Source organism: Flavobacterium sp. GL_143, assembly GCF_057834355.1.
In genome coordinates, this window is record NZ_CM174401.1 from 3,492,890 (window position 1) to 3,518,645 (window position 25,756).

20 protein-coding genes are annotated in these 25,756 nt (G+C 33.0%); 13 read left to right on the forward strand and 7 right to left on the reverse strand.

Annotated elements, in window-relative coordinates; translation table 11 throughout:
* Positions 1-294 precede the first annotated feature (294 nt).
* From AC3IPI_RS15020 to AC3IPI_RS15040, 5 genes are all read left to right on the forward strand, one after another.
* Positions 295-5,178 carry a beta strand repeat-containing protein gene (locus tag AC3IPI_RS15020; protein ID WP_489153726.1) on the forward strand — a complete coding sequence of 1,628 codons (4,884 nt, stop codon included), beginning with the start codon at positions 295-297 and terminating at the stop codon, positions 5,176-5,178.
* Between the two features lie 83 nt (positions 5,179-5,261).
* The gene (locus tag AC3IPI_RS15025) at positions 5,262-7,667 is read left to right on the forward strand and encodes a beta strand repeat-containing protein (RefSeq protein WP_323490895.1); all 2,406 of its coding nucleotides are present in this window, start codon (positions 5,262-5,264) and stop codon (positions 7,665-7,667) included.
* A 126-nt stretch (positions 7,668-7,793) separates the two neighbouring features.
* Entirely contained in the window at positions 7,794-9,041 is a 1,248-nt protein-coding gene (locus AC3IPI_RS15030) for a T9SS type B sorting domain-containing protein (protein WP_489153729.1), read from the forward strand.
* A gap of 9 nt (positions 9,042-9,050) precedes the next feature.
* A complete protein-coding gene (locus tag AC3IPI_RS15035) occupies positions 9,051-9,965 on the forward strand; it encodes a PorP/SprF family type IX secretion system membrane protein (RefSeq protein WP_039116768.1) in 915 nt (304 codons plus the stop codon).
* A 21-nt stretch (positions 9,966-9,986) separates the two neighbouring features.
* Complete coding sequence (locus AC3IPI_RS15040; RefSeq protein ID WP_489153732.1) at positions 9,987-11,957, forward strand: OmpA family protein; 1,971 nt, start codon at positions 9,987-9,989, stop codon at positions 11,955-11,957.
* 87 nt (positions 11,958-12,044) lie between these two features.
* Here the strand turns inward: AC3IPI_RS15040 and AC3IPI_RS15045 are convergent, their stop codons facing one another.
* Both AC3IPI_RS15045 and AC3IPI_RS15050 read right to left on the reverse strand, forming a co-directional pair.
* A complete protein-coding gene (locus AC3IPI_RS15045; RefSeq protein WP_489153734.1) occupies positions 12,045-12,869 on the reverse strand; it encodes a hypothetical protein in 825 nt (274 codons plus the stop codon).
* A gap of 4 nt (positions 12,870-12,873) precedes the next feature.
* Entirely contained in the window at positions 12,874-13,458 is a 585-nt protein-coding gene (locus AC3IPI_RS15050) for a hypothetical protein (protein WP_039114009.1), read from the reverse strand.
* Between the two features lie 396 nt (positions 13,459-13,854).
* On the opposite strand from AC3IPI_RS15050, the gene AC3IPI_RS15055 reads away from it, so the two are divergent.
* From AC3IPI_RS15055 to AC3IPI_RS15070, 4 genes are all read left to right on the forward strand, one after another.
* The gene (locus tag AC3IPI_RS15055) at positions 13,855-14,727 is read left to right on the forward strand and encodes a helix-turn-helix domain-containing protein (RefSeq protein WP_052259454.1); all 873 of its coding nucleotides are present in this window, start codon (positions 13,855-13,857) and stop codon (positions 14,725-14,727) included.
* 88 nt (positions 14,728-14,815) lie between these two features.
* Positions 14,816-15,517 (forward strand): ankyrin repeat domain-containing protein, encoded by a 702-nt coding sequence (locus AC3IPI_RS15060; protein ID WP_489153737.1) that lies wholly within the window; start codon positions 14,816-14,818, stop codon positions 15,515-15,517.
* A 10-nt stretch (positions 15,518-15,527) separates the two neighbouring features.
* Positions 15,528-16,886: an amidohydrolase gene (locus tag AC3IPI_RS15065; RefSeq protein WP_489153739.1), complete on the forward strand. Its 1,359-nt coding sequence runs from the start codon at positions 15,528-15,530 to the stop codon at positions 16,884-16,886.
* Between the two features lie 519 nt (positions 16,887-17,405).
* A complete protein-coding gene (locus AC3IPI_RS15070; RefSeq protein WP_409416234.1) occupies positions 17,406-17,705 on the forward strand; it encodes a hypothetical protein in 300 nt (99 codons plus the stop codon).
* Here the strand turns inward: AC3IPI_RS15070 and AC3IPI_RS15075 are convergent.
* Positions 17,702-18,076, reverse strand: a complete 375-nt coding sequence (locus AC3IPI_RS15075; protein ID WP_489153741.1) for a winged helix-turn-helix transcriptional regulator — start codon at positions 18,074-18,076, stop codon at positions 17,702-17,704. The two genes, AC3IPI_RS15070 and AC3IPI_RS15075, sit on opposite strands and share 4 nt — an antisense overlap.
* 92 nt (positions 18,077-18,168) lie before the next feature.
* Between AC3IPI_RS15075 and AC3IPI_RS15080 the strand changes: the two genes are divergently transcribed.
* Complete coding sequence (locus AC3IPI_RS15080; RefSeq protein ID WP_489153743.1) at positions 18,169-19,164, forward strand: NADP-dependent oxidoreductase; 996 nt, start codon at positions 18,169-18,171, stop codon at positions 19,162-19,164.
* 254 nt (positions 19,165-19,418) lie between these two features.
* Here AC3IPI_RS15080 and metQ read toward each other — a convergent pair whose 3' ends face one another.
* From metQ to metN, 3 genes are read right to left on the reverse strand one after another with little or no spacing between them, the layout of a single operon-like run.
* Entirely contained in the window at positions 19,419-20,237 is an 819-nt protein-coding gene (gene metQ, locus AC3IPI_RS15085; RefSeq protein ID WP_039114015.1) for a methionine ABC transporter substrate-binding lipoprotein MetQ, read from the reverse strand.
* A gap of 28 nt (positions 20,238-20,265) precedes the next feature.
* Positions 20,266-20,919 carry a methionine ABC transporter permease MetI gene (gene metI / locus AC3IPI_RS15090; protein ID WP_039114016.1) on the reverse strand — a complete coding sequence of 218 codons (654 nt, stop codon included), beginning with the start codon at positions 20,917-20,919 and terminating at the stop codon, positions 20,266-20,268.
* Complete coding sequence (gene metN, locus AC3IPI_RS15095; RefSeq protein ID WP_039114017.1) at positions 20,912-21,943, reverse strand: methionine ABC transporter ATP-binding protein MetN; 1,032 nt, start codon at positions 21,941-21,943, stop codon at positions 20,912-20,914. The genes metI and metN overlap by 8 nt, the downstream gene beginning before the upstream one ends.
* 386 nt (positions 21,944-22,329) lie before the next feature.
* On the opposite strand from metN, the gene AC3IPI_RS15100 reads away from it, so the two are divergent.
* Together AC3IPI_RS15100 and AC3IPI_RS15105 are read left to right on the forward strand one after the other, a co-directional pair.
* The gene (locus AC3IPI_RS15100; protein WP_039119118.1) at positions 22,330-23,745 is read left to right on the forward strand and encodes a sensor histidine kinase; all 1,416 of its coding nucleotides are present in this window, start codon (positions 22,330-22,332) and stop codon (positions 23,743-23,745) included.
* A gap of 87 nt (positions 23,746-23,832) precedes the next feature.
* Positions 23,833-24,225 (forward strand): response regulator, encoded by a 393-nt coding sequence (locus tag AC3IPI_RS15105; RefSeq protein ID WP_409416239.1) that lies wholly within the window; start codon positions 23,833-23,835, stop codon positions 24,223-24,225.
* Positions 24,226-24,233: 8 nt separating this feature from the next.
* On the opposite strand, the gene AC3IPI_RS15110 is transcribed toward AC3IPI_RS15105, so the two are convergent.
* Entirely contained in the window at positions 24,234-24,995 is a 762-nt protein-coding gene (locus tag AC3IPI_RS15110) for an XRE family transcriptional regulator (protein WP_086895864.1), read from the reverse strand.
* A gap of 119 nt (positions 24,996-25,114) precedes the next feature.
* Between AC3IPI_RS15110 and AC3IPI_RS15115 the strand changes: the two genes are divergently transcribed.
* Entirely contained in the window at positions 25,115-25,741 is a 627-nt protein-coding gene (locus AC3IPI_RS15115) for an alpha-ketoglutarate-dependent dioxygenase AlkB family protein (protein WP_039119116.1), read from the forward strand.
* Positions 25,742-25,756: the final 15 nt, after the last annotated feature.

The window sequence follows — 25,756 nt, forward strand, 5'->3', positions numbered from 1 at the left end:
ATCACCCAAAATTAATACTTAGACAATTAAAGTGTTGTAATTTATATTGTCTTTTTGGCATCACCCAAAATTAATACTTAGGTTAATTAAACGCCAAAATGGATTCCCTATGGGATATCTGTAGACAATCTGTATTTAGAATTTAAACAACCTACATATTCTAAGTACTATATTTTTTTTGAAGAATACCACCTATTACTTTATCGAAATTTCAAGTTCTTATATTTTTAGAGATAGTCTCTCTATTTCTAATATAAATTCAAAATAGATTATTAACCCCCAATAATGAATCTTATGAAGAATAAATTACTCCCCTTGCTTTTTGTCTTAGGTAGTTATTCGGCTTACTCACAGGTAGGTATCGGAACACCATTGCCAAATGCTTCTTCACAGTTAGAAGTTGTTGCTAGTGACAAAGGTATTTTAATCCCAAGAATTAATTTAACAAGTTCTACGGATGCTACCACAATTACAAATGGTAATCAAAACAGTTTATTAGTATTTAATACAGCGAATGTTGCAGACATTAAAGCCGGATACTACTATTGGTATGATAACAAATGGAATAGAATAGTTATTTCTAATGAAGTTGCACCAAGTACAGGAACTGTTATTTATAACCCAACAACTCAGCAATTTACTTATGTTGATGCGTCTGGAGTAACACAAACAGTTGACTTTACTCAAGTAGTAAAATCAAGTGAAACATTAACCACACTTACAAAAGATGCTGCTAATGATGGTAAATATGTTTATAAGAGTGAAGATGCTACAACCACCACAATAGATGTTGTAGGAGATGTAATTAATAATGCTTCAAGTATTGTAAACAATCCAATTTTTACGACCGAACTCGCAAATGTTATCAAGACAGATGAAACATTAACCACATTAACAAAAGATGCTGCTAATGATGGTAAATACCTTTATACGAGTGAAAATGCTACAGGAACTACAATAGATGTTGTGGGTGATGTAATTACAAATTCTTCAACAATTTTAAACAACCCTGCTTTTAAAACCGAAATAACCAATGTTATTAAAGACGAGGAAACAATTACCACGCTTGTTAATAACGGAGGAGGTTCTTATACCTATAATAACGAAGCAGGAACTCCAGTAAATATTGATGTTGTTGGTGATGTAACAACAAACTTTAGTACCATTGCCAATAATCCTGCAGTAACTACGATTATAGAAAATATTGCAACAAAAACAGTAGGTGCAGTAACTTTTGATTCTACAACAAATCAGTTTAGTTATACCGATGCCGCAGGTAATCCGCAAGTGGTGGATATCAGTACTATTGTAAAAGCAAACGAGACATTAACCACACTTGATAAAGATCCTGCTAACAATGGTAAATATCTCTATACGAGTGAGAATGCGACAGGAACGACAATAGATGTTGTAGGCGATGTAATTACAAATGCTTCTACGATTCTTAGTGATCCTACTTTTACAACAGAACTAACCAATATTATTGCAGCAAACGAAACATTAACCACGCTTGTAAATAATGGAGGAGGTTCTTATACCTATAATAACGAAGCAGGAACGCCTGTAAATATTGATGTTGTTGGTGATGTAACAACAAACTTTAGTACCATTGCAAATAATCCTGCTGTAACAACTATTATTCAGGAAATTTCAACAAAAACTGAAGGCGCAGTAACTTTTGATTCTACAACAAATCAGTTTAGTTATACCGATGCCGCAGGTAATCCGCAAGTGGTGGATATTAGCACAATTGTAAAAGCAAACGAAACCTTAACCACATTAACAAAAGATGCTGCTAATGATGGTAAATACGTTTATACAAGTGAGAATACTACAGCCACAACAATAGATGTTGTAGGTGATGTAATTAGTAATGCTTCTACGATTCTTAATGATCCTACTTTTACAACAGAGTTAACAAACATTATTGCAGCAAACGAAACATTAACCACGCTTGTAAATAATGGAGGAGGTTCTTATACCTATAATAACGAGGCAGGAACGCCTGTAAATATTGATGTTGTTGGTGATGTAACAACAAACTTTAGTACTATTGCAAATAATCCTGCGGTAACAACAATTATTCAGGAAATTGCAACAAAAACGGAAGGCGCAGTAACTTTTGATTCTACAACAAATCAGTTTAGTTATACCGATGCCGCAGGTAATCCGCAAGTGGTGGATATTAGCACTATTGTAAAAGCAAACGAAACATTGACAACATTAACAAAAGATGCTGCTAATGATGGTAAATACGTTTATACAAGTGAGAATACTACAGCTACTACAATAGATGTTGTGGGCGATGTAATTACAAATTCTTCTACGATTCTTAACGATCCAGCTTTTAAAACAGAGCTAACAAATGTTATTAAAGCCGAGGAGACATTAACGACTCTTGTAAATAATGGCGCAGGTTCTTATACCTATAATAACGAAGCAGGTACGGCTGTAAATATTGATGTTGTTGGTGATGTAACAACAAACTTTAGTACAATTGCCAATAACCCTGCGGTAACAACTATTATTCAGGAAATTGCAACAAAAACAGTTGGTGCTGTAACTTTTGATTCTACAACAAATCAATTTAGTTATACAGATGCCGCAGGTAATCCGCAAGTGGTAGATATTAGCACTATTGTAAAAGCAAACGAAACCTTAACCACATTAACAAAAGATGCTGCTAATGATGGTAAATATGTTTATACAAGTGAGAATACTACAGCTACAACAATAGATGTTGTAGGCGATGTAATTGCTAATTCTTCTACGATTCTTAACGATCCAGCTTTTAAAACAGAGCTTACAAATGTTATTAAAGCCGAGGAGACATTAACAACTCTTGTAAATAATGGAGCAGGTTCTTATACCTATAATAATGAAGCAGGTACAGCTGTAAATATTGATGTTGTTGGTGATGTAACAACAAACTTTAGCACAATTGCCAATAATCCTGCGGTAACAACTATTATTCAGGAAATTGCAACAAAAACAGCTGGTGCAGTAACTTTTGATTCTACAACAAATCAATTTAGTTATACCGATGCTGCAGGTAATCCGCAAGTGGTGGATATCAGTACCATTGTAAAAGCAAACGAAACATTAACGACATTAACAAAAGATGCTGCTAATGATGGTAAATACGTTTACACAAGTGAGAATACTACAGCTACAACAATAGATGTTGTGGGTGATGTAATTACAAATTCTTCTACAATTCTTAACGATCCAGCTTTTAAAACAGAGCTAACAACAGTTATTAAAGCTGAGGAAACAATAACCACATTAGATAAAGATGCTGCTAATAATGGTAAATATCTTTATACGAGTGAGAATGCTACAGCTACAACAATAGATGTTGTAGGCGATGTAATTGCTAATTCTTCTACGATTCTTAATGATCCAGCTTTTAAAACAGAGCTTACAAATGTTATTAAAGCCGAGGAGACATTAACTACTCTTGTAAATAATGGAGCAGGTTCTTATACTTATAATAACGAAGCAGGTACAGCTGTAAACATAGATGTTGTTGGTGATGTAACAACAAACTTTAGTACCATTGCTAATAATCCTGCGGTAACCACAATAATTCAGGAAATTGCAACAAAAACAGCTGGTGCAGTAACTTTTGATTCTACAACAAATCAATTTAGTTATACCGATGCAGCAGGTGATCCACAATTAGTAGATATCAGTACCATTGTAAAAGCAAACGAAACATTGACAACATTAACAAAAGATGCTGCTAATGATGGTAAATATGTTTACACAAGTGAGAATACTACAGCTACAACAATAGATGTTGTGGGCGATGTAATTACAAATTCTTCTACAATTCTTAACGACCCAGCTTTTAAAACAGAACTAACAACAGTTATTAAAGCAGAGGAAACATTGACCACATTAACAAAAGATGCTGCTAATAATGGTAAATATGTTTATACCAGTGAGAATACTACAGCTACAACAATAGATGTTGTAGGCGATGTAATTGCTAATTCTTCTACGATTCTTAACGATCCAGCTTTTAAAACAGAGCTATCAACAGTTATTAAAGCAGAGGAAACATTGACCACAGAATCTCAAAATTTAACTACAGGAGCAATAACCTATACAAATGAAGCCGGTACAGCAGTTACTTCGCAAGTTGTAAGTGCCGATGCTGGTAATATTGTAACAGTTGGAGCAGATGGTGGAGCTTTTGTTGATAACGCTATTATTAAAGCCAACGAAACAGTAACAGTAATAACTCCAATAGTAACTACAGGAAATACCATTGCAACTTATACAAATGAAGCTGCGGGAACTCCAGTAGATATTAAAGAAACGCTAACATCATTAACAGATGTTGTGACACAAGTTACAGATGAATTTGGGAATGTTAAGGATTTACACACATTGACTTATACAGATGAGGTAGGTACTCCTAATGGAATAGATTTATCCGTTTTAGTTAAAGGAGTAGAAACATTAACTTCATTGAGTTATGATGGTACAACTCAGTCATTGATTTATCAAGATGAAGAAGGAAATTCTTCTGATTTTAAATTGACAGATTTAGTTGGAGATGCGCAAACATTAACAACATTACAAGTAAATCTTGCAACAGGTACTTTAGATTTTACTGATGAACACGGAACAGTAAACCCTATAGATTTGAGTGCTGCTGTAAAAGAGCCTTGGTTTAGTTCTACAACAAATGTTGGAGCGACATTAAATACCGAAAATATTTATACAAACGGATGGGTAGGAATTGGATACACAACACCATCTGCAGCAACTAATGAAAAATTGAGAGTAAATGGTGCTATTACAACAATCAATAGTTACTATGCGGATTATGTATTCGAAGATTATTTTAAAGGTTTTTCTGAAATCAAAGCCGATTATAAATTCAAACGTTTATCAGAGGTAGAGGATTATATCAAAAAGAACAAACACCTTCCAGGGATAACTCCAATTACAGAGTTAGAAAAAACCAAAGAAGGGTATTCATTTAATATGTCGGAGTTATCAATTCAGTTATTAGAAAAAACAGAAGAGATATACCTTCATATAATCGAGCAAAACAAAGAAATTGAAGCAAAAGACAAAGAAATTAAAGAATTGAAATTAGCTTCAGAATCGATGAATCAACGTTTGGAAAAATTAGAAAAACTAATACTAGAGAAAAAATGATAAAAGTTCTTATCAGCTTTTTAGTATTCAGTACAAAAAGCGTAAGTATCAACTAATATTATTCTAGACTAAAAAATAAGATTATGAAATATATATATAAAACGCAAAAAATTATCCTAGCAACATTATTTAGTTTGCTCAGTTTTTGCTCAGTTTTTGCACAAACGGATAATACAAAATTAAAGGACGGTACAATAAGTACCGGGGCAACCAAAGCCTTTCCCGGAGCATTGTTTGAATTAGAAAGTAACAACAAAGGAATGTTAACTTCAAGATTAACTACAGCACAACGTGATGGAATTGCTGTTGCTAACTTAACCGATGGATTATTAATATTTAATACAACAACCGGATGTTTTGATTATTGGAGTCAGATACAAGGAGTATGGTTAAGTATTTGTGGTACGCCTCCGCCAGCAGTATTTGGAATTTCGGCAGACGAATGTCTTCAAATACTTGGTAATGGTGCCTATAAACAAGGGGTAGCTTTAACACTGGCAAATTATTTGACAGTTCCAGTTACAGCAATTCAACCAGGAACCTACACTATATCAGCAACAAATAGTAATGGGTATTATTTTACAACTAGCGGAACTTTTCCTAGTGCAGGTTCTTATGTTTTGAATTTGCCAGGTACAGGTACACCAAATAATGGTTTTACAGTAGGCGATCCGGGAGATGCACTTACTATTTCATTAAATGGAGTACCAGTTTCATGTGTGCCTCACGTTTATGTAGAAAAAGCCAATGTTGATTTTGTATTAAATTGTGCAAATATAGTACCTCAAGGCACCTATAATATCGGAATTCCTCTTACTGTTGCAAATAAGTTATCTGTAGAAGTAAATGTAACCAATCTTGGTTTTTGGAGTATGAGTACCAATACGGTAAATGGATATTCATTTAGCGCAACAGGTACCTATACTACATTAGGTACTCAAACAGTTAATTTATTAGGAACAGGAACCCCTACAGCATCAGGAACAAATAGTTTTAATCTTTCTTCCAATGCTTTAACACCTGGAACAGGTGCTTGTTCAGGTATCCCAGTTACTGTTGCTCCAGTAGCTTATACAATGGATTGTACAACGGCAACACAAAATGGAACTTATATGCAAAATATCCCTTTAATTGCTGCTAATACAATCACTTTACCAATTAATGTAACCGCAACAGGTCAAACAACAATAAGTACTACCACAGCTAGCGGAATTACATTTACATCAGGACTGATTAATTTATCAGTTTTAGGACCTCAAAATGTAACTTTAAGTGGTTCAGGAACACCAACAGGATCAGGAGCAATAGCCTTTACAGTTACGGGAACTCCAGGTACAGTAGGAACTTGTTCATTAAATGTAAATTTAGCTTCACAGCCTGTTACCTACGTAACAAATTGTGGAGGAATAGCAGTAGCAGGTACTTATGCACCAGGAGTAGCCATGGATGCAACAAATACTATGACAATTCCTGTAACAGTAACCTATGTTGGAGCATACACCATTACAACAAATACAGTTAATGGTATTAGCTTCTCAGCAACGGGAACATTTGCAACGACAGGATTACAAAGTGTGGTAATGACAGCCACAGGTACACCAACATCAGGAGGTAACTATCCATTTGCCATTACAGCAAATAGTACCAATGCAGCTACTCCTTGTAACAAAAGCGTATCATTCGTTATTCGTTTAATGAACGTTTTAGGATTAGGAGATGGTATTTATCAGCCAGGTACAGGTGGGGCTTATGCATCCAGAGCAGTATTAGCTTCATTAGCAAACTTTGGACCTACAGGTACAGTACAGGTAGATGGAATTAAGATTGTTAATGGAGGAACTAATACAGGAACTACATTAAGAAACTTAATCAATAACAATAAAATTGATATCATAGTTTTAGGATATAATTATAACACGACAGATGCGACAACTTTAAATATTTTGACAGATTTTGTTAAAAACAAAAAAGGAGTATTAATTCAGGCACAAGAAAATGGTAATACTGGTATAGCAACTTTAGTTAATCAAATTTGTGGTTCTACAATAACTGCAGCAGATGTTAATAGAAATAATTGTACTTACATAAATCCGTTGGCAAGTATTGCTGATCCAATCTTAAATGGTCCTTTCGGGAACATACAAGGGCTTGCTATAGGTGGTGATAATAACAACTCATATTCTATGACACTACCAGCAAACACTATAAGTTTGGCAACAATAAGCGGACTTCCTGCCAGGGTAACAACATTTAGACACAATACATTAGGATATGTATATTGTGGAGATGGAGGTTTACTTACAGGTACATCAAGTACAAATACTTCTACAACGGATTATCCTGCAAAAATTACAACAACCGGGCTACCACTTTCTAAACCATATAATGGAGGTACAACAGTTTATAATAGTATTTTTTATGCTAATTCAATGGCATGGGCTATCGGGTATGTGCAAGATAATATCGATGTAGACTATGTTATTCCTTAATCAAGGATAAAAGTAGAAAAAACACCTCTTTTATAAATAAGATAATCGAGGTGTTTTAATAACTCTAATGTTTTAATTAAGACACAATTTGTCATGAATTAGGGATAACACTTTAAATAAAATGATATGATTAAATTTTATATAAAAGCTATTATTATATCGATGTTTTTTATAAGTAGGCTTGGTGCACAAACAGCAAATTCGGGAGTACTAACGATTATGCCTAATACACAGTTTGCTACAGTATCAGACTTTAATAATAGTATATCGGGTAATGTTTTAAATGATGGAAATTTCATCGTTTATTCAGATTTTAATAATGACGGAATAGTCAGATATACAGAAGCTAATAACGGAACAACCTTTTTTACAGGCACAACTGCGCAAAATATTGATGGCAGGTCAGTTTCAGATTTCCAGAATATAGTCTTTGATAATCTATCCTCATTAGTTCCTTTTCATTTGTATACCAAAATTTCTGTAGGGAAGCAGGTGGATTTTAAAAGCGGAATTGTCGATGCTGCTACTTATAATGGTAAAGTAATTTTCAAAGAAAAAGCGACTCACATAGATGTTAGTAATTTGAGCTTTGTAGATGGACAAGTAGAAAAAAGAGGAGTTGCATTGTTTGAGTTTCCAGTTGGAGACGATTTGTTTTTCAGACCCTCATTTCATGGTGTAGGTACAGATGCAAATAATATTTATGTAACCCAATATTTTCTCGATAATGCAGGAAGCACCCGTCCATATACAAGTAAAGAAGATATTATTCTAACTATTGATGAGGTAGAGTATTGGAATACAACCCAAGACTTAGGAAGCGAAAAGATTGTTTTAAGTCTTTCATTAGATCCAGCTACAACACCTGCTGCCTTTTTTGTAACAGATCCCAATAAAAAATTATCTATAGTACGTTGGGATACAGCTTTGGCAAAATGGGTAGATGAAGGCGGTATTACAAGCAATCCGAATATTAGTGGAAGTTATTCAAAACTAGTTACTTCACAAGTAAGAGGCTATGGAATTTTTACAATCGCCATAGTTAACAAACCAGACATTAATCCTAACCTTGATATCGTTGTAAATAACGCAATATCACCAAATGGAGATGGTATTAATGATAGTTTCCTTATAGAAGGGATTAACAAGTATCCAGATAATAGAGTGGAGATATACAATCGCTGGGGAGTAAAAGTATATGATGCAAGATCATATAACGAGAGCGATAATATGTTCACAGGATATTCAGATGGGCGCGTAACGGTAAACAAAGGAGCAAAACTTCCAACAGGAACCTATTTCTATGTATTAAAATACAGTAATGGTAGAGATGGTATCGAAAGTTCAGGATATTTATATATCAATAACCAATAAAATAAACTAATGGAAAAGATATTTTACATAGTAGCAATATTGTTATTGGGAGTTTTTAATGCTTCGGCACAACAAGAATCGCAGTATACGCAATATATGTACAACACTATGGCTTTTAATCCCGGTTATACAGGATCAAGGGAAGTAGTAAGTGCAATGGGATTATATAGAACACAATGGGTTGGTTTAGACGGTGCGCCAAAAACAATGAACTTTTCAATACAAAGTCCATTAGGGTACCATGCCAACGGTATTGGATTAAATGTGGTTAGTGACGAGATAGGGCCAACAAATAATACAGGAGTAATGGTTAATTATGCCTATACAATTATAGGTAATAACGACTTAAGATTCTCTTTTGGTATTTCAGGAGGGTTTGATAATTATGTAGTTGATTATAATAAATTAACTATTCAAAATCCAGATCCCTATTTAAACGGAAAAGAATCTAAGTTCCTGCCAAATGTAGGAGCGGGATTCTATATGCATACCTACAATTGGTATATAGGAGTATCAGTTCCTAAATTATTAAAAACAGATTATTATGATGATGTAGCTTCAACAGTTTATACAACAAATGCTCATTATTATGGTATTGCAGGATATGTTTTTGATTTTAGCCCCAATTTAAGATTCAAGCCAGCAGTTTTGGTAAAAGTAGTAAAGGGAGCTCCAATAGCTGTAGATGTATCTGCTAATTTCTTAATTAGTAATAAACTAACCCTAGGATTAGCCTATCGTATAGATTCCAGCGTGAGTGGTTTGGCAGGTTTCCAGATTACCGATGGGATACAAATTGGGTATGCGTATGATTATGAAACTACAAATCTGGGAAATTATAACTCAGGTTCACACGAAATTTTCTTAAGGTTTGATCTTTTCAATAAGTCAAATAAACGAATGATAAATCCAAGATTCTTTTAATTAATGATTAAAAAAATACTTATGAAAAAACATTTTCTACTTTGGATAGCATTATTTGGCTTATTTAGTATGCATTCGCAGACTAAATTAGTTGATAAAGCAGAAAAAGAATACGATAAACAAGCTTATGCATACGTAAGTTCAAGCGATTTATATGATAAGCTGGTAGAGAAAGAATTTGGCTCTTCGGGAATCTATGCAAAATTAGGAGATTCTTATTACTTTAACGGAGATTACAAAAATGCTTTAAAGTCTTATAATCAGATAGGTAAATTAAAAGATAATTATAAGTTTACCGATGAGCAACTGTTTCGCTATGCGCAATGTCTCAAGTCAGATGGGCAATTTGATGAAGCTTCAAAAATCATAAAAGAACTTAATAGCAAGTCAGGAAAAGAAGCTATTAATTCCGGAACCGATTATCTAAAAGAAGTCGAGAGGCAATCCAATCGTTATACGATAAAACCGGTTAGTATCAATTCGAAGATGCCAGACTATGGAGCTACATTTTACAAAGAAAATCAGGTAGTTTTCACGTCAGCCAGAGATACAAATGTGGTAGAGAGAATGAAAGACAGATGGAATAAAAAACCATTCTTTAAACTCTATGAAGCTACAATTACTGCTGATGGTGACTTGGCTGATGCTAAAAAGCTGAATGGAAAAGTAAATTCAGTTTTTCATCAATCTACACCAGCATTTACCAAAGATGGTACCCAAATGTATTTTACCCGAAGTAACTTTTTAGGTAATAAATATGGAGTAGATGATACAAAAACTAACCGATTAAGGATTTACAGAGCAACACTTGTAAATGATAAGTGGACCAATATCGAAGATTTACCTTTTAATAACGAATCCTTTTCAAATGCACATCCAGCATTAAGACTAGACGGTAAGAGTTTGATTTTTGCATCAGACAGACCGGGAACAGTTGGTCAGACAGATTTGTATGAAGTAGCAATAAATCAGGATGGTACATTTGGAGAAGTCAAAAATATGGGACCGTCGATTAATACCATTGGTAGAGAAACATTCCCTACAATATCCATAACAGGAGAGTTTTATTTTGCTTCCGATGGACATTCGGGACTAGGAGGTTTAGATGTTTTCGAAGCAATTAAAAACGGAGATAATACCACCTACAAAGTCGTAAATGTAGGGAAACCAATTAACTCGCCCGGAGATGATTTTGGACTTATAATTAATCCGCAAACACGCAAAGGATATTTTGCTTCTAACAGAACAGGCGATGACCAAATTTATAGTTTTGTAGAGCTAGAACCTCTAAAAATAAAGTATGATGTTCTTGTTTTTGGAAAAGTATATGATAAAAAATATAGCGAATTATTACCAAAAACTAAAATCTCATTGTTTGATTCCAATCAAAAAAAGATAGATGATTATTATACCGATAATGCAGGAGAATATCTTATAAAAGTTCCTCCGGGAGATTATCACCTAACGTATGATAAAGTGGGCTATCTGCAAGGAAAAGAAAATTTGAAGATTGTTCAAAAGAACGAAAATCAAATGATTGAAATCAATAAATATCTTGATACAGATCCTAATGCGAGTGAGCTTACAACCGAAGATAACAAATCGATTACAGACGGATCAGATCTAACAAAAAAGTTAGGATTAAAACCAATTTATTTTGATTTTGATGATACAAGAATAAAACCTGTTTCCGAAAAAGAGTTGAATAAGATTGTACAAGTTCTAAAAGATTATCCAACAATAACAGTTGATATTAGATCCCATACCGATAGTCGAGGAGACAACGAGTATAACCTTAAATTATCCGAAAGAAGAGCCAAAGCAACAGTAGATTATCTCCTAAATAAAGGAGCCAGACCAAATAGAGTAACTGGTAAAGGATATGGAGAAAGTCAATTAATTAATAAATGTAGCGATGGAGTAAAATGCACAGACAAAGAGCATCAACTAAACAGACGCTCCGAGTTTATAATAAATTTTAATAATAAGTAATATTGATGTTGAATAAAAGATTGTCAAAAAATGAATTTATTTAGCCATAAAGAGGTTTAGCTTTGTTTAAAGTTAAACCTCTTTTCTTTAGTTTAAAAATAAATTTTTTAACGTAATGAAATAATGCCCGTATTCGTTATTGGAATCACTTACAGTACATTTATATTTTTTTAAACTCTTTGACAAATTTTGCGTTTTTATGTTCACTTTAAATGCTGTGTTTACAGGCATCGCTCTGTTTAAAAATATTTCCATATTTTCTATTTCCGTATTACTATCAGGATGTGTTTTAAAAATGTTTTTCAGGATACATTTACCCATAAATACAGCAGGAACAATTTCATAATTATTAAAATGTCCAGAACAGTGATTTCGGGTAAATACGTCAATACTTATGTTAAACTCATCATCATTCACATATTCAAAAGAAGAATTAGGTAATACGGTTGTAAGAGGATTGTTCTCTCCTGCAGAATAATGAGAATCAAATATTTTCTTAAATGATGGTTCATCTATGATGAAATAATCAATTTCCATTTGAAATATTTTAGTCTTTTCATCTACAACTTCTATTAAAGCCCTTCCTTTTTGAATGTTTTCTAATTGAGATGTTATTTTGGCACTTAATGATCCCGATGGCTGGTTATAGGAAATTTTTCTTATCCTTACTTTTTCACCAAGAAAATAATTCTTCTCATTTGAATTCAATTTAGTGGCTAAATTTAGACTTCCCAATGTGGAGAGGACTTTAAGAAGATCGGTGAAATTTTCCTTGTCAAAAGATTGAAATGATTTGTAAAGTGGAATTTCAGTATCACTTTGGTTGAATATAATTTTATCTGCATTTTCAAACAAATAAGGAGGCGTTTCGCCTATTAATTCAGCTATGTTTTTTTGGGGCTTAGGTATCATGATATTATAATTGTTTGATGTTATACACAGATTTAATGTTGAAATTTTGATCGGTTATTTCAAAAGTATATTCTATTTCACAATTGATATTTACAATCTCTTTAATCCCTTCTACAAATGGTAAAAGAGTTGGGATAGTTATATGTTTTTCTATACCTAATTCAGTCAATATTCTTAAATACCGATCAACTCCCGTTAGTTCAATAATAGTGTTATTAGGAGTGTATTTTATTATTTTAAAGTTATACTCAGGACTAGAGTTGTATAGCGCATAAATTACTACAGCAGCAAATGCTCTCGTATCTTTCTCTAATTTGGGATGTACACCAAATGTCTGTATTGTTTTTAATTTTCCTAATTCGTAGAATAATCTTTTCGAATGGTTGTCCATTTTATCATAACCATAAGTTTCTCCAATATCTTTTAATAACAAGCCATAAAAAGCACCAGTTACATTAGATAAATTTTGGGTAAGAGAAGAAGTGCTTTCTGGAAAAAAAGCATTGACAATTTCTTCTTTTAATTCTAAGGAGGGGAAAATATCATTACCTCTTGTTTTTTCTAAATTTTTTAATAATGTTTCTTTCATTGTAGTAGTTATTAAATGGTTAGATTTTATTTCTAAAATAGATGGGGGAAATTTTGAAGAAAATGTTTTTAGAGGATGATACTATTTTAAATAGTTAAGTATCAGTGTGGTAGTGAATCAAATGTAGTTGTTTTTTTATTTATTTCGACATGTTTCTTGTGATATTTATATGTATAATACTGATTTACAGATATTTACATGAATTAGATAAAAAAAAATAGAGTTCTTTGATGTATATATAATTATTTGCTTAAGTTTTTGGATAATAGATTAAAAGTAGTAAGTACTCATAATTAATAACGGTAAAATAGCTAATCTCAGAAAAAAGCACTGATAGTGGGGCTTTATAACTTTATTTATATATTTTTGAAAATACATAACTAATATACCATACACTTGAACAAATTTCCTATTCCCACTTTATCAGTAGGCAATATACTTGGCGAAGAAACTTTGGGTATTACACTATTTCAGCATAGTGTAAAAGGACGTAATGCATTCGAGCAACCACATAAACATGATTTTTATATGGTGTTCTTTGTAGAGAAAGGTTCAGGATTTCATAGCATAGATTTTACACAACATACAGTAGCCGATAATCAGGTATATTTTATACGACCAGGGCAAGTACATAATTGGTCGCTTAATGTAAATACAACAGGATTCCAGCTTATGGTATCATCAGAGATAATAACTATTTTTTCAAATTTATCACAACTTCCATTTTTTGAGCAAAGCGTTCCATCTTGTCTTTCTTTAACTCAAGAAGAATTTCAAGAATTTAAAAAGCATTTGCATGAAATAGAAATTGCATTACCTCAAAATGATTTGCTTACAAAAGAAACAGTTTTACTTCGATTGCATTTATTATTTAAGCTATTGCAAAAAGACTATCTCAAACAATTTCCAGAATATAGTTTTTCGGCAAGACCAGAAAAAGTAATAAAAAACTTCAATACACTAATCGATAAAAATTTTCAAACAGAAACCTCAGTAAATTTTTATGCCAATAAACTCAACATTACACCAAACTATCTTAATATCCTTTCCCAAAAGTTCTTAAAAACATCAGCCAGTGATGTAATAAAAGAGCGAACAATTCTCGAAGCCAAACGATTGCTTACAAGCACCGACTTATCAATAAAAGAAATAGCGTATCAATTAGGCTTTAATGATAATGGCTATTTTAGTAAAGTATTTAAGAAATATGCTGGGAAAACACCAGGCGATTTTAAAGAAAGTTATAATCTTTACCATCCTTCTCATTAAAAATACCATTGCTGTTTAAAATTCTAAGCGATTTTTGTAAATGATAAATAATTATTGTTTGCAGAAGCAATTATGATTTAAAAAAAATATGGAAAAAATACAAAACAGACGCAATTTGCTATACTGTTTAGTTTTGAATGTCCTACTATTAGCCGGATGTTCTTCTAAACAAGCAGATATAAAAACAGAAAAAATGAATAGTAAAACACTTTTTGAAGCAGTCGAAACCAGAGATGTTGTTAGTGTAACTACACTTTTAAAAGAGAAACCCTCATTAGAAATAAAAAACAAAGAAGGAGAAACACCTTTGATGAGAGCTGTTTATGACAATAATAACGAAATAGCAAAATTATTAATTGAAGCAGGTGCCGATGTAAATGCGCAAGATAATATGCTAAATAGTCCGTTTTTATACGCTGGTGCAGAAGGAAATCTTGAAGTCGTAAAACTAGCTTTACAACACGGGGCAAATTTCAGAGTATATAATCGTTATGGAGGTTCAGCACTTATTCCAGCAGCAGAAAAAGGACATCTAGAGGTGGTAAAACTTTTAGTAAATACACCAAACTTTCCTATAGACCATATCAATAATTTAAAATGGACAGCATTGTTAGAAGCAGTTTTACTTAGCGATGGTGGGCCAGTGCATGTAAATATCGTAAAAGCTTTAATAGATGGTGGTTGTAATGTAAATATTGGCGATAAGTACGGCGTAACACCATTAGGACATGCTAAGAAATTAGGTTATACAGAAATGATTAAAATACTACAACAAGCCGGAGCAAAATAAAATATAATTTATGGAAGAGAATATAATAAGCCGAAAAAAATTCTTAGGACTTGGAGCTGCTGTAACAGGAGCTGCATTGTTTTCTGGAATTGGTGCTACAGCAATGACAAAAACAGAAGCTGAGGATAAAAAAAATGCAGCTTTAAAAGAATATATTTTAGTTAATGTAAGACTAGAAGAAAGTTTTGAATACAACGATAAAAACGAAGTAGTAGCCACCAAAACGGGTTTATATAATTTACATATTGGCGATGGTAAAATAAAAAATATTACTACGGGCAAACCAGTTACAAAATTAAAAACGGTCGATGCCAAAGGACTTCTGATGCTTCCGGGATTACGTGATATGCATATTCATATTGATAAAACCTATTACGGAGGAAACTGGAATGCTGCGCCAAGAAAAGGATATACCGTAAAAGATATGATAACGCTGGAGCAAAAGATAATACCACAATTGCTTACAGATTCTCAGCATAAAGCAGAAGAAGCAATAAAACTAATGCAAAGCCAAGGGAGTTATTTTGCCCGTTGTCAATGCAATATTGATCCTGTTAGCGGACTTAAAAGTTTAGAACATTTGCTTGCAGCATTAGATAATAACAAAGATAGTTTTGGGTGGGAAATTGTAGCTTTTCCGCAACACGGAATTTTATACTCACAATCAGAACCGTTATTACGAGAAGCGGCAGCAATGGGAGTAGATTTTATTGGCGGATTAGACCCAACAAGTGTAGATGGCAATATGGAAAAATCGCTGGATACCATGTTTCAAATTGCAATAGATACCAATAAAGGCATAGATATTCATTTGCACGAAGGACTTCCATCAGGGCAAGCCGCTATAGAGTATATTATTAAAAGAACCGAAGAAAACAAACAACTACAAGGAAAAACATATATAAGCCATGGTTTTGCTCTTGCAAAAATGGAACCCAAAGATCTGGAAAAAGTAGCTGAACAAATGGGAGCACTTGGTATAGGAGTTGTTTCTACAATTCCTATCGGAAGAACAATTATGCCAATTCCGACTTTAAAAAAGTATGGTGTAAAATTAATGACAGGTACAGATAGTATCGTAGATCACTGGATGCCTTTTGGGACTTGTGATATGCTCGAAAAAGCAAAATTATGTGCACAACTATATGGTTGGACAGACGAATATAGCCTAAGTCGTGCCTTACATATTGCCACTACAAACGAGATATTACCTCTTAACGACGCAGGAGCCAGAGTATGGCCAGCAGTAGGAAATGATGCTAATTTTATTCTGGTAAAAGCAAGTTGTTCAGCCGAAGCAGTTGCCCGTTTGCCAAAAAGAGAAGGCGTGTTTTTTAATGGGAAAATGATTGCGGGGGAGATGGGTTAGAGGAGGTTCAAAGGTTCTGAGGTTCAAAGGTTCAGAGTTTTGAGAAACAAAGGTTTAGTGTCGCAAAGGTTTTCTGTAGAGACGCATCGCAGTGCGTCTACGCAATATAGGTTTACACATAAACTAACCCCCAAACTTGTCTTCCTGACGAAGGAAGACACGAGCGATAGCGAACTGGCGAAGCAATCTCCACGAGTAGCTCGACAATCTTTGTTGAGTTTCTTGTGAGTTAAGAAGTAAAGATGTTACACCATAAACTAACCGCATGTCACCCTGAGCGTCCCGAAACTTCGGGAGAAGGGCGTACGGGGCTTAGTCTCCGCTTTCGAAGTAGGTTATTTTACGTATTAACTCTTATTGGGTAGACGCACTGCGGTGCGTCTCTACAGAGAACCTTTGGTCCAATTTTATACCATCTTGAGCGTCAGTAATTAACAATTAATAATTATCAATTAACAATTGCTCCTTCTTCATAATAAAAATGTAGCTTTATAATTTTGTAATAAAAATGATTACGATATGGCTAATAAAACCTCACAACACATATTAAACACATCGGCAAATCTTTTGGGTTTTTGCCTGATTGTTATAACGTCTTTGCATATCACTGATAAATCAGAAACGACTTATATAGACGAGTTCACATCGATCATAGCAATATTTCTTATTTTTTCCTGCTTCTTTTCCTTTTTATCGATTAAGACATTAAAAGAAAAATTGGAGAGAAAATTAGAAACAATAGCCGATTATTTATTCGGAATGGCATTAATGGGAATCCTGATTATTGTAGTTATCAAAACGCTAGACTTAACTAATTAAATCGATTCAATAATCTTTTCACGATGGTTTAATCCCCATTGTACCAAGGTTTCGGTAACGGGTAAAACTGATTTTCCGTATTCAGTAACTGAGTAAGCAACAGTAATTGGTCTAGTATCCTGAACCACTCTTGTAATAAGCAAATTAAGTTCTAAGTCTTTGAGTTCTTTACTTAACATTTTAGCAGAGATTCCTTCGATTTCGCGTTGCATTTTTTTAAAATGAATAACTTGATGCGTTCTGTTTGTTAAGAATCTTAGAATCATCAGTTTCCATTTTCCTCCCAAAACGTCCAGACTATCTCGCATTGCAAGTAGTTCCTCTGTACAATTTGCTTCACGCAAAACACCATCTCTTTTAATTTTTGCCATAATAGTTTCTTTAAAGTAACTAGTAACCATTAGTTAACGAATAGTAAATATAAATGATATTCAGAATATTTTTGTGTTTTAAATCGATAAATATGAAAGCAATTATAGCAGATAAAGAAGGCAAATTACATTTAGAAAATGTCAATACGCCAACAATAAAAGAAGGCGAATTATTGATAAAGATTATCGCTTCGGGATTTAACCCAATCGATTATCAGATGTTAGAAAATGAACTGGAAAGAAAACTAATGCATTCTCCAATTTTAGGACGAGAACTTTCGGGTATTGTAGTTGAGGTTGGAGAAAATGTCAAAGATTTTAAAGTCGGCGATGCCGTATTTTCAGGTTCAGGAAGTATGGGGTCCAATGGAACTTATGCCGAATATATCGCTATTAGAGAATCTGTTGTGGTACATAAACCTAACTTTTTATCTTTTGCGCAAGCAGCAGGAATTCCTTCGGCAGGATTAACAGCCTTGCAATCTTTTAATCGAATGAAATTAAAAGATACCGATTCGGTTTTAATAACTGGTGCAGCAGGAGGAGTTGGTGCAATGCTGGTAAAAATTCTCTTAGCAAATAAATTCACAAACTTTATTGTTACAGCCGGAAATGAAGAAAGCATTCAATCATTAAAAGAAATAGGAGTAAAGGAGAGTCAAATTATTAATTATAAAACAGATGATGTAGCAACTTTTGCTTTAGCAAAAAATAACCAGCAAAAGTTTGATTTTGTAGTGGATTTAGTCGGAAATAAAATAGGAGAAATTGCAGCCAAGCTTTTAAAATCAAATGGAACGTTTCTGGATGTCACTGCACTTTCTACCGAAGAATCCAGAGAAACGCTATTTAATAAAGGAGCTATAATCATGAATATTTCTAACTACACCTATTCTGTAGAAAAAGAGTATGGGTATTATAAAAACGGATTGTCAGAGCTAGTTCGATTAATAAAAGAGAAATCGGTAACCCCTCCAAATATTGAAATTATCGGTGAGTTAAATATTGAAACTGTAACCAAAGCACACGAAATTCTTCGCTTGAATAAAACAAAAGGCAAGAAGCTAATCATGCAAGTGAGTTTTTAGTGATAGTTTTCAGTCGCAGTATTTAGTACTAATTTTTAGTTTTTAGTAACCAGTTTTTAGTACCAGTGGCAGTATTTAGTACCAGTTTTTAGTGGCAGTTTTTAGGAGTATTAAAAAAAAGCAAAAGGCAGATATTTAAAAATATCTGCCTTTTGCTGTAACTGTAACTGTAACTGTAACTGTAACTGTAACTGTAACTGTAACTGTAACTGTAACTGTAACTGTAACTGAGTACTGGTACTAAATACTAAAACCTACCAGCCCTTAACAGCGCCACCTTTAAATTCTTTTTCAGCAGCTTTTTCTACTTCTTCTGATTGGAATGCTTTAAGGAATTTTTTAACTTTTTCTTCGTTTTTATTATCCTCTCTAGAAACGATTAAGTTTACGTAAGGAGAATCTTTATCTTCTACAAATAAAGCATCTTTAGATGGTACAAGACCAGCTTGAGAAGAGAATGTATTGTTGATAATCGCAATAGTTACATTAGCATCATCTAGTGCTCTGGCTATTTGTGGTGCTTCTAGTTCCATTATTTTTAGGTTCTTAGGATTTTCTGCAATATCAGTCACCTTTGGCAAAAGCCCAACACCATCTTTAAGTTTTATAAGACCATTTTTTTGCAATAATAATAACGAACGACCACCATTGGTTGGGTCATTAGGAATTATAATAGTGCTTTCTGGCTGTAATTCGGCTAGAGTTTTTATTTTTTTAGAATATCCAGCAATAGGATAAACAAATGTCTTCCCGATAATAGCTAGTTTATAACCTCTTTGTTTAGATTGTTCGTCAAGATAAGGCTTGTGCTGAAAAGCGTTTACATCAATATCACCTTGATTTAATGCTTCGTTGGGAACCACATAATCGTTAAATGTAATAAGCTCTACATCCAGTCCGTATTTTTCTTTTGCCACTTTTTGAGCTGCTTGAGCAACTGCAAATTCTGGTCCTGCAGCAACTCCAACTATGATATGATTAGGATCGTTTTTTTTCTCTTTTCCACAGTTTGCAAATACTAATGTAAGTAATGCTATCCCGGCTAGTATTGAAAATTTATTTCTTGTATTCATGTTCTTATTTTAATATTAAAATTATTTTTTATCTGTGATCAAAACGTTTAGAAAGTGCATCTCCTGCAAATTGTATGATAAATACAAGCGCAACAAGAAGAACTAATACAGTATTCATGATTGTAGCATCATAACCGATATAACCATATTGATACCCAATTTGTCCTAAACCACCAGCACCTACAGCACCGCCCATTGCAGAATAACCTACAAGTGTAATTAAGGTAATCGAAGCAGCATTGATAATCGACGGAAGCGCTTCTGGCAATAATACTTTATAAACAATCTGAAAAGGAGTTGCTCCTAATGCTCTTGCAGCTTCTATTAATCCCGAAGGTAAGCCTAAAAGACTGTTTTCGACTAATCTTGCGATAAAAGGTGCAGCTCCAATACTAAGCGGTACCAATGCAGCACTTACTCCGATAGAAGTTCCTACCAATGCTCTGGTAAAAGGAATCATCCAAACGATTAAAATAATGAAAGGAATTGATCTGAATATGTTTACAACAACCGATAAAATTCGGTTAAATAAAACATGCTCCATAATTTGCCCTTTGCGTGTTAGGAATAAAAATATACCTGCTGGAAGACCTAAAAGAAAACCGAAGAAACCAGAAAGCAAAGTCATGGTAATGGTTTCTAATGTGCCTTTTAATAATAATGTTATAATAGATTCAGACATAGCCTAATATTTCAGTTTTAATATGTTTCTCTTTAAAAAAATTAATTGCTTGGTTTTGCTCACTTTCATCACCTGAAAGTTCTACGATAAGAATTCCAAAATTTACATCGCCAGCAAATGCAGTTTGAGCCGTTATAATATTAGCATTAACATTAAATTTTCTTGCTGCTTGAGTAAGAATAGGTTCGTTTACCGATTTACCGTTTAATTCCAAACGCAATAAAGGATTTAGTCCTTTTTTATACACTGCCGAAAGACGTTCCTGGTATAAATCTGGAATATCAATATGCAACGAAGAGGCAATAAATTCGCTTGTTAGAGCATGCTTAGGATTTGCAAATATTTCGCCAATTGTTCCTTGCTCAATTAATTCACCATTACTAATTACAGCAACTTCATCGCAAATTGCTTTTACAACTTCCATTTGGTGTGTAATAAGTAATATGGTAATATTTAAGCGCTTGTTAATGTCTTTTAATAAGTTTAAAATAGATCTTGTAGTTCCAGGATCCAGAGCACTTGTAGCTTCATCACATAGTAATACTTTAGGATTGTTTGCTAAAGTTCTTGCAATAGCAACACGTTGTTTTTGACCACCAGAAAGACTTGCTGGATAATCATTTATTTTTTCTTCAAGACCTACAAGCTCTAATAATTCTTTTACTCGGTCTTTAATTTGATTTTTAGAAACCCCGGCTAATTCCAATGGAAAAGCGACATTATCAAAAACAGTTCTGGATGATAGTAAATTAAAATGCTGAAAAATCATTCCGATTTGTCTTCTTTCCTGAGCCAATTCGGCATTAGATAGTTGTAATAACGATTTCCCTCCAACGATTACATCTCCTGAAGTTGGTTTTTCTAATAAGTTAATACAACGTATAAGTGTACTTTTTCCTGCTCCCGAAGTACCAATTACACCAAAAATTTTACCTTCGGGTACATGCAGAGATACACCTTTTAGTGCAGTAATCTCCCTCCCGGTTTTGTAAAATTTCTTGGTTATATTTTTTAATTCTATCATATTCTAGCTATTTGTAATCATTAAATAATGTAAAGGAAGCACTTAATTATTAGAGAATTAAAAATGATTTAGCTCTTCTTATTTATTTGTGACCTTTAAATTATGGTGCAAATGTAAGTCAGATTTAGTTTATATTAAAATCTATGGGTTAAGTAGAATAACAATAAAATGTTAATTTTTAAGGGTAATTGCGCTTTATTGCTTGATTTACAGTGTGCATTTTTTTTACTATAATAGTTAAATTAGTATTATACATAAAATAAGACTTGTTAAATATATTATTTAAGATTTTTATTTTTGTTAGAATTGTATAATAAATGCTTAATTTTAGATTGATTTAAAATTGCTTGGTATTAAATGTCGCCTCTAAATGATTTATTTAAAATATGCCGAATAACAAAATTATAGAAAACCTAAAACTTCCTAATGTCTACATTCTTTTACTTATAGTATTTTTATCATGTACATTATTAATTTTTATTAACTTTTTTACCATCAAGATTTTATCTGCTAACAGAGCTTATGTTAATGGGGAATCACATTATTCAAAAGGACAGAAAGACGCAGTAAGACATCTTATTACGTACTTGTACACAGGAGATAAAGAGCAATGGAAGCTTTACGAAGAAGAATTAAAGGTTCCGCAAGGTGATGGGATTGCCAGAATCTTACTTTTAGTTAATGGAGATATTAAAATCATTAAAAAAGGATTAAGAGACGGACGCAATCACGAAAAGGATTTAGATGATATGATATGGCTGTTTAGAAACTTTAGATCAGTTTCTTTTTTAGCCAAAGCAATCAAAGAATGGGAGCAAGCAGATCAATTAATTAATCAGTTAGCTGAGATAGGAAAAGAGATTGATAAAAAAATAAAGAGCTCTAGTTTAAAGCCCGAGGATCAAAAAGCTTTTCTAAGCTTAATTAGTATAATAAGTGATAGGTTAACCATAAATGAGCGTAATTTTTCGAATACGTTAGGTGAGGGAACCCGAACAATTAAGGATCGATTAATTTTCACGAATATATTTTTTATTCTAATCATTATAAGTAGTGTTTGCATTTACTATTCGATAATGGTAAAAAGGATAATAGCATCAAAAAGAGAAATTGAAGTTAAGAATGAAAATTTAACGCTTGCAAATAAAGAACTAGATAGGTTTGTTTATAGCGCTTCACATGATTTAAGATCTCCGATTACTTCGCTTAAAGGATTAATCGAGATTACACAAATGGAAGACGACTTAGAGCAGATAAGAGAATATCTGAACCTGATGAGTCAAAGCTTAATTAAGCAAGATCAGTTTATAAATGATATTATTGATTACTCTAAAAATAAAAGAAAAGATGTTGTTTTTGAAACCGTAAGCCTGGTAAGTTTATTTGAAGGAGCAATAATACAGCATACCCATATAAAAAATGCAGATCGTATTATGCTTGATATAGATATTATGGCAGACAAAGTTCAGACTGATGGTCTTAGGCTAAAAATTATTGTAAATAATTTGCTGTCGAATGCCATAAAGTATGCTGATGAAAGTAAAGATGTAATGCGTATCTCGATTAAGACTTATCTTGAAGGGAATTTTTATAAAATTGAAGTAACTGATAACGGAATTGGGATTAAACCAGAATCAAAAGGGCATATATTCGAAATGTTTTATGTTGTAGATAGTAATAAAGGGTCTGGGTTAGGTCTTTATATAGTACAAGAAGCTATAAAAAGCCTTAATGGAACAATTGAGTTAGAGTCTGAATTTACAATTGGAAGTAAATTTACTGTAACGATTCCTAAATTATAGGAGCTGCGTATGATTTAAAATTATAAACTTGATAACATATTTCTAAAAAAAAAATAGGACCTATATATGGAATTTAAATATGTTTTTTTGCTAATAGAAGATAGTGATATCGATAAACTTGTTATAAAACAATTACTAAAAAAAGTGCTTGACGTAACAAATGTAAATACTGTTAATAATGGTAAAGAGGGAATAGAATGGATTATAAATCATAGGAAGAATTTTAACCAATCTCTAGTTATTCTTTTAGACATACAGATGCCAATCATGAACGGCTTTGAATTTTTGCTGGCTTACGATAAGCTTTCGGATGATCTAAAATATGAAACCCAAATCTTCGTACTTTCATCTTCGTTAGTAAGAGAGGAGATAAAACGTATTAAAAGCAATCAGTATGTAACCGAATTTTTAAGCAAGCCAATCGCGATAAAAGAGTTTGGAGATATATTATACCCAACTTTAAAAAGAAAAATGGGATAGCATAAAAATCATCTATTCTTTAATGCTTTAATTTCGTTTTTTAATTCCAAAAACATCGTTTTGACATCGTCGATTTCTGAAGATTTTTGCTCTTTATCATTTCGACCAATGTTGCATACATATTCCCAAATTTCTAGAATATTTGAAGCCTTTACTAAATATGGAGGATAAAAAGTATTATCAGAATGTGCCATTAAATCATTCTTTCCATTTTTGTTAAGACGTTTGTAAACAATACCATCAGTTTTTGTAATAAGTATATAGGTTCTGCCATCCAGGACTTCGCCTAAATTTTCTATATAACGTCCAACTATAAAAGAACCATTTTCGTGAGGCGGCATAGAATCGCCCTCTACAGGAAAAGCCCTGTGTTTTCCGTGTCCTAAAAACGGAAGCGATATATGTTGTAGATTTTCTATAAACTCAGGGTCGGCATAACCAGTAAGATACCCAGCTTTTGCTTTATGCGGAATAATCTCTATTAAATTATCACCATTTCGGTCTACCGTAATAGGCAATAGTATCCGATTATCTCCCAGTTTTAGCAATTCTCCCATGGGAATCTTTTTCATTTCTACCGAAAGTAAAATATCAATACTAATATGAAAAAAGCGCGATATGGCTACTAATATTTCTGGAGGAGGAGAGTTTTTTCCATCCTCATATTTAGCATAACGATCACGGGATATGAGCAAGCCTTCGGCAACTTCACGTTGTGAAATTTCTTTTCGGGCTCTTAAGTATTTAATATTATCAGAAAATAAAGACATATGTTAATGGGATAATTCGTCACAGTAAATATATGAAATTTGTGACGATATATACTAATTTTGTTTTATATAAAAACAAAGAGACTAATTATTAGTTCATTTCACTTAATTCAAGAAGCATGTTACTTTTTAATGATACCGAGATATTTACAAGTGGTAATAGGGAGAAAAAGGTTTTTGATCTTCCAGATACGGAATTAATATTGTGTGATACTCTTTTTACAAAAGAAGAGGCAGATTTATATTATAATGTTCTGCTCAACACAACTGCATGGCGTGAATATGAAATGGAGATTTATGATAAAACGCTTAAAGTGCCTAGAATGATTTCTTGGTATGAAGATAAAAATAATATTGGCGCAGAACCAGATCGCCCAGATTGGACACCCGAATTATTGCTGATTAAGGAGCGAGTTGAAGCAGAGACAGGAGTTAAATTTAATAGTGTTCTGCTTAATTTATATCGAAACGGAAAAGATGGAGTAAGTTGGCATAGCGACAGGGAACAAAATTTTGGAAAAGATGCTATTATTGCCTCAGTAAGTTTTGGCGAAACAAGAATTTTTAAGTTGCGACATAAATTTAAAAAAGAAATTCCACAATTAGAAATTCCGTTACATCATGGTTCATATTTATTGATGGGCGGAACAACACAGAGTTTTTGGCAGCATCAGGTTCCTAAAACGACCAAGGATATTCTGCCAAGAATTAATCTTACTTTTAGGATTGTAGACAGGAAGTTATGATTTTTTAGTCTGTGA

Coding starts and splice junctions, on each gene's coding strand:
- AC3IPI_RS15020 (WP_489153726.1), top strand. CDS start 295: ATGAAGAATAAATTACTCCCCTTGCTTTTTGTCTTAGGTAGTTATTCG.
- AC3IPI_RS15025 (WP_323490895.1), top strand. CDS start 5,262: ATGAAATATATATATAAAACGCAAAAAATTATCCTAGCAACATTATTT.
- AC3IPI_RS15030 (WP_489153729.1), top strand. CDS start 7,794: ATGATTAAATTTTATATAAAAGCTATTATTATATCGATGTTTTTTATA.
- AC3IPI_RS15035 (WP_039116768.1), top strand. CDS start 9,051: ATGGAAAAGATATTTTACATAGTAGCAATATTGTTATTGGGAGTTTTT.
- AC3IPI_RS15040 (WP_489153732.1), top strand. CDS start 9,987: ATGAAAAAACATTTTCTACTTTGGATAGCATTATTTGGCTTATTTAGT.
- AC3IPI_RS15045 (WP_489153734.1), bottom strand. CDS start 12,869: ATGATACCTAAGCCCCAAAAAAACATAGCTGAATTAATAGGCGAAACG.
- AC3IPI_RS15050 (WP_039114009.1), bottom strand. CDS start 13,458: ATGAAAGAAACATTATTAAAAAATTTAGAAAAAACAAGAGGTAATGAT.
- AC3IPI_RS15060 (WP_489153737.1), top strand. CDS start 14,816: ATGGAAAAAATACAAAACAGACGCAATTTGCTATACTGTTTAGTTTTG.
- AC3IPI_RS15065 (WP_489153739.1), top strand. CDS start 15,528: ATGGAAGAGAATATAATAAGCCGAAAAAAATTCTTAGGACTTGGAGCT.
- AC3IPI_RS15070 (WP_409416234.1), top strand. CDS start 17,406: ATGGCTAATAAAACCTCACAACACATATTAAACACATCGGCAAATCTT.
- AC3IPI_RS15075 (WP_489153741.1), bottom strand. CDS start 18,076: ATGGCAAAAATTAAAAGAGATGGTGTTTTGCGTGAAGCAAATTGTACA.
- AC3IPI_RS15080 (WP_489153743.1), top strand. CDS start 18,169: ATGAAAGCAATTATAGCAGATAAAGAAGGCAAATTACATTTAGAAAAT.
- metQ (WP_039114015.1), bottom strand. CDS start 20,237: ATGAATACAAGAAATAAATTTTCAATACTAGCCGGGATAGCATTACTT.
- metI (WP_039114016.1), bottom strand. CDS start 20,919: ATGTCTGAATCTATTATAACATTATTATTAAAAGGCACATTAGAAACC.
- metN (WP_039114017.1), bottom strand. CDS start 21,943: ATGATAGAATTAAAAAATATAACCAAGAAATTTTACAAAACCGGGAGG.
- AC3IPI_RS15100 (WP_039119118.1), top strand. CDS start 22,330: ATGCCGAATAACAAAATTATAGAAAACCTAAAACTTCCTAATGTCTAC.
- AC3IPI_RS15110 (WP_086895864.1), bottom strand. CDS start 24,995: ATGTCTTTATTTTCTGATAATATTAAATACTTAAGAGCCCGAAAAGAA.
- AC3IPI_RS15115 (WP_039119116.1), top strand. CDS start 25,115: ATGTTACTTTTTAATGATACCGAGATATTTACAAGTGGTAATAGGGAG.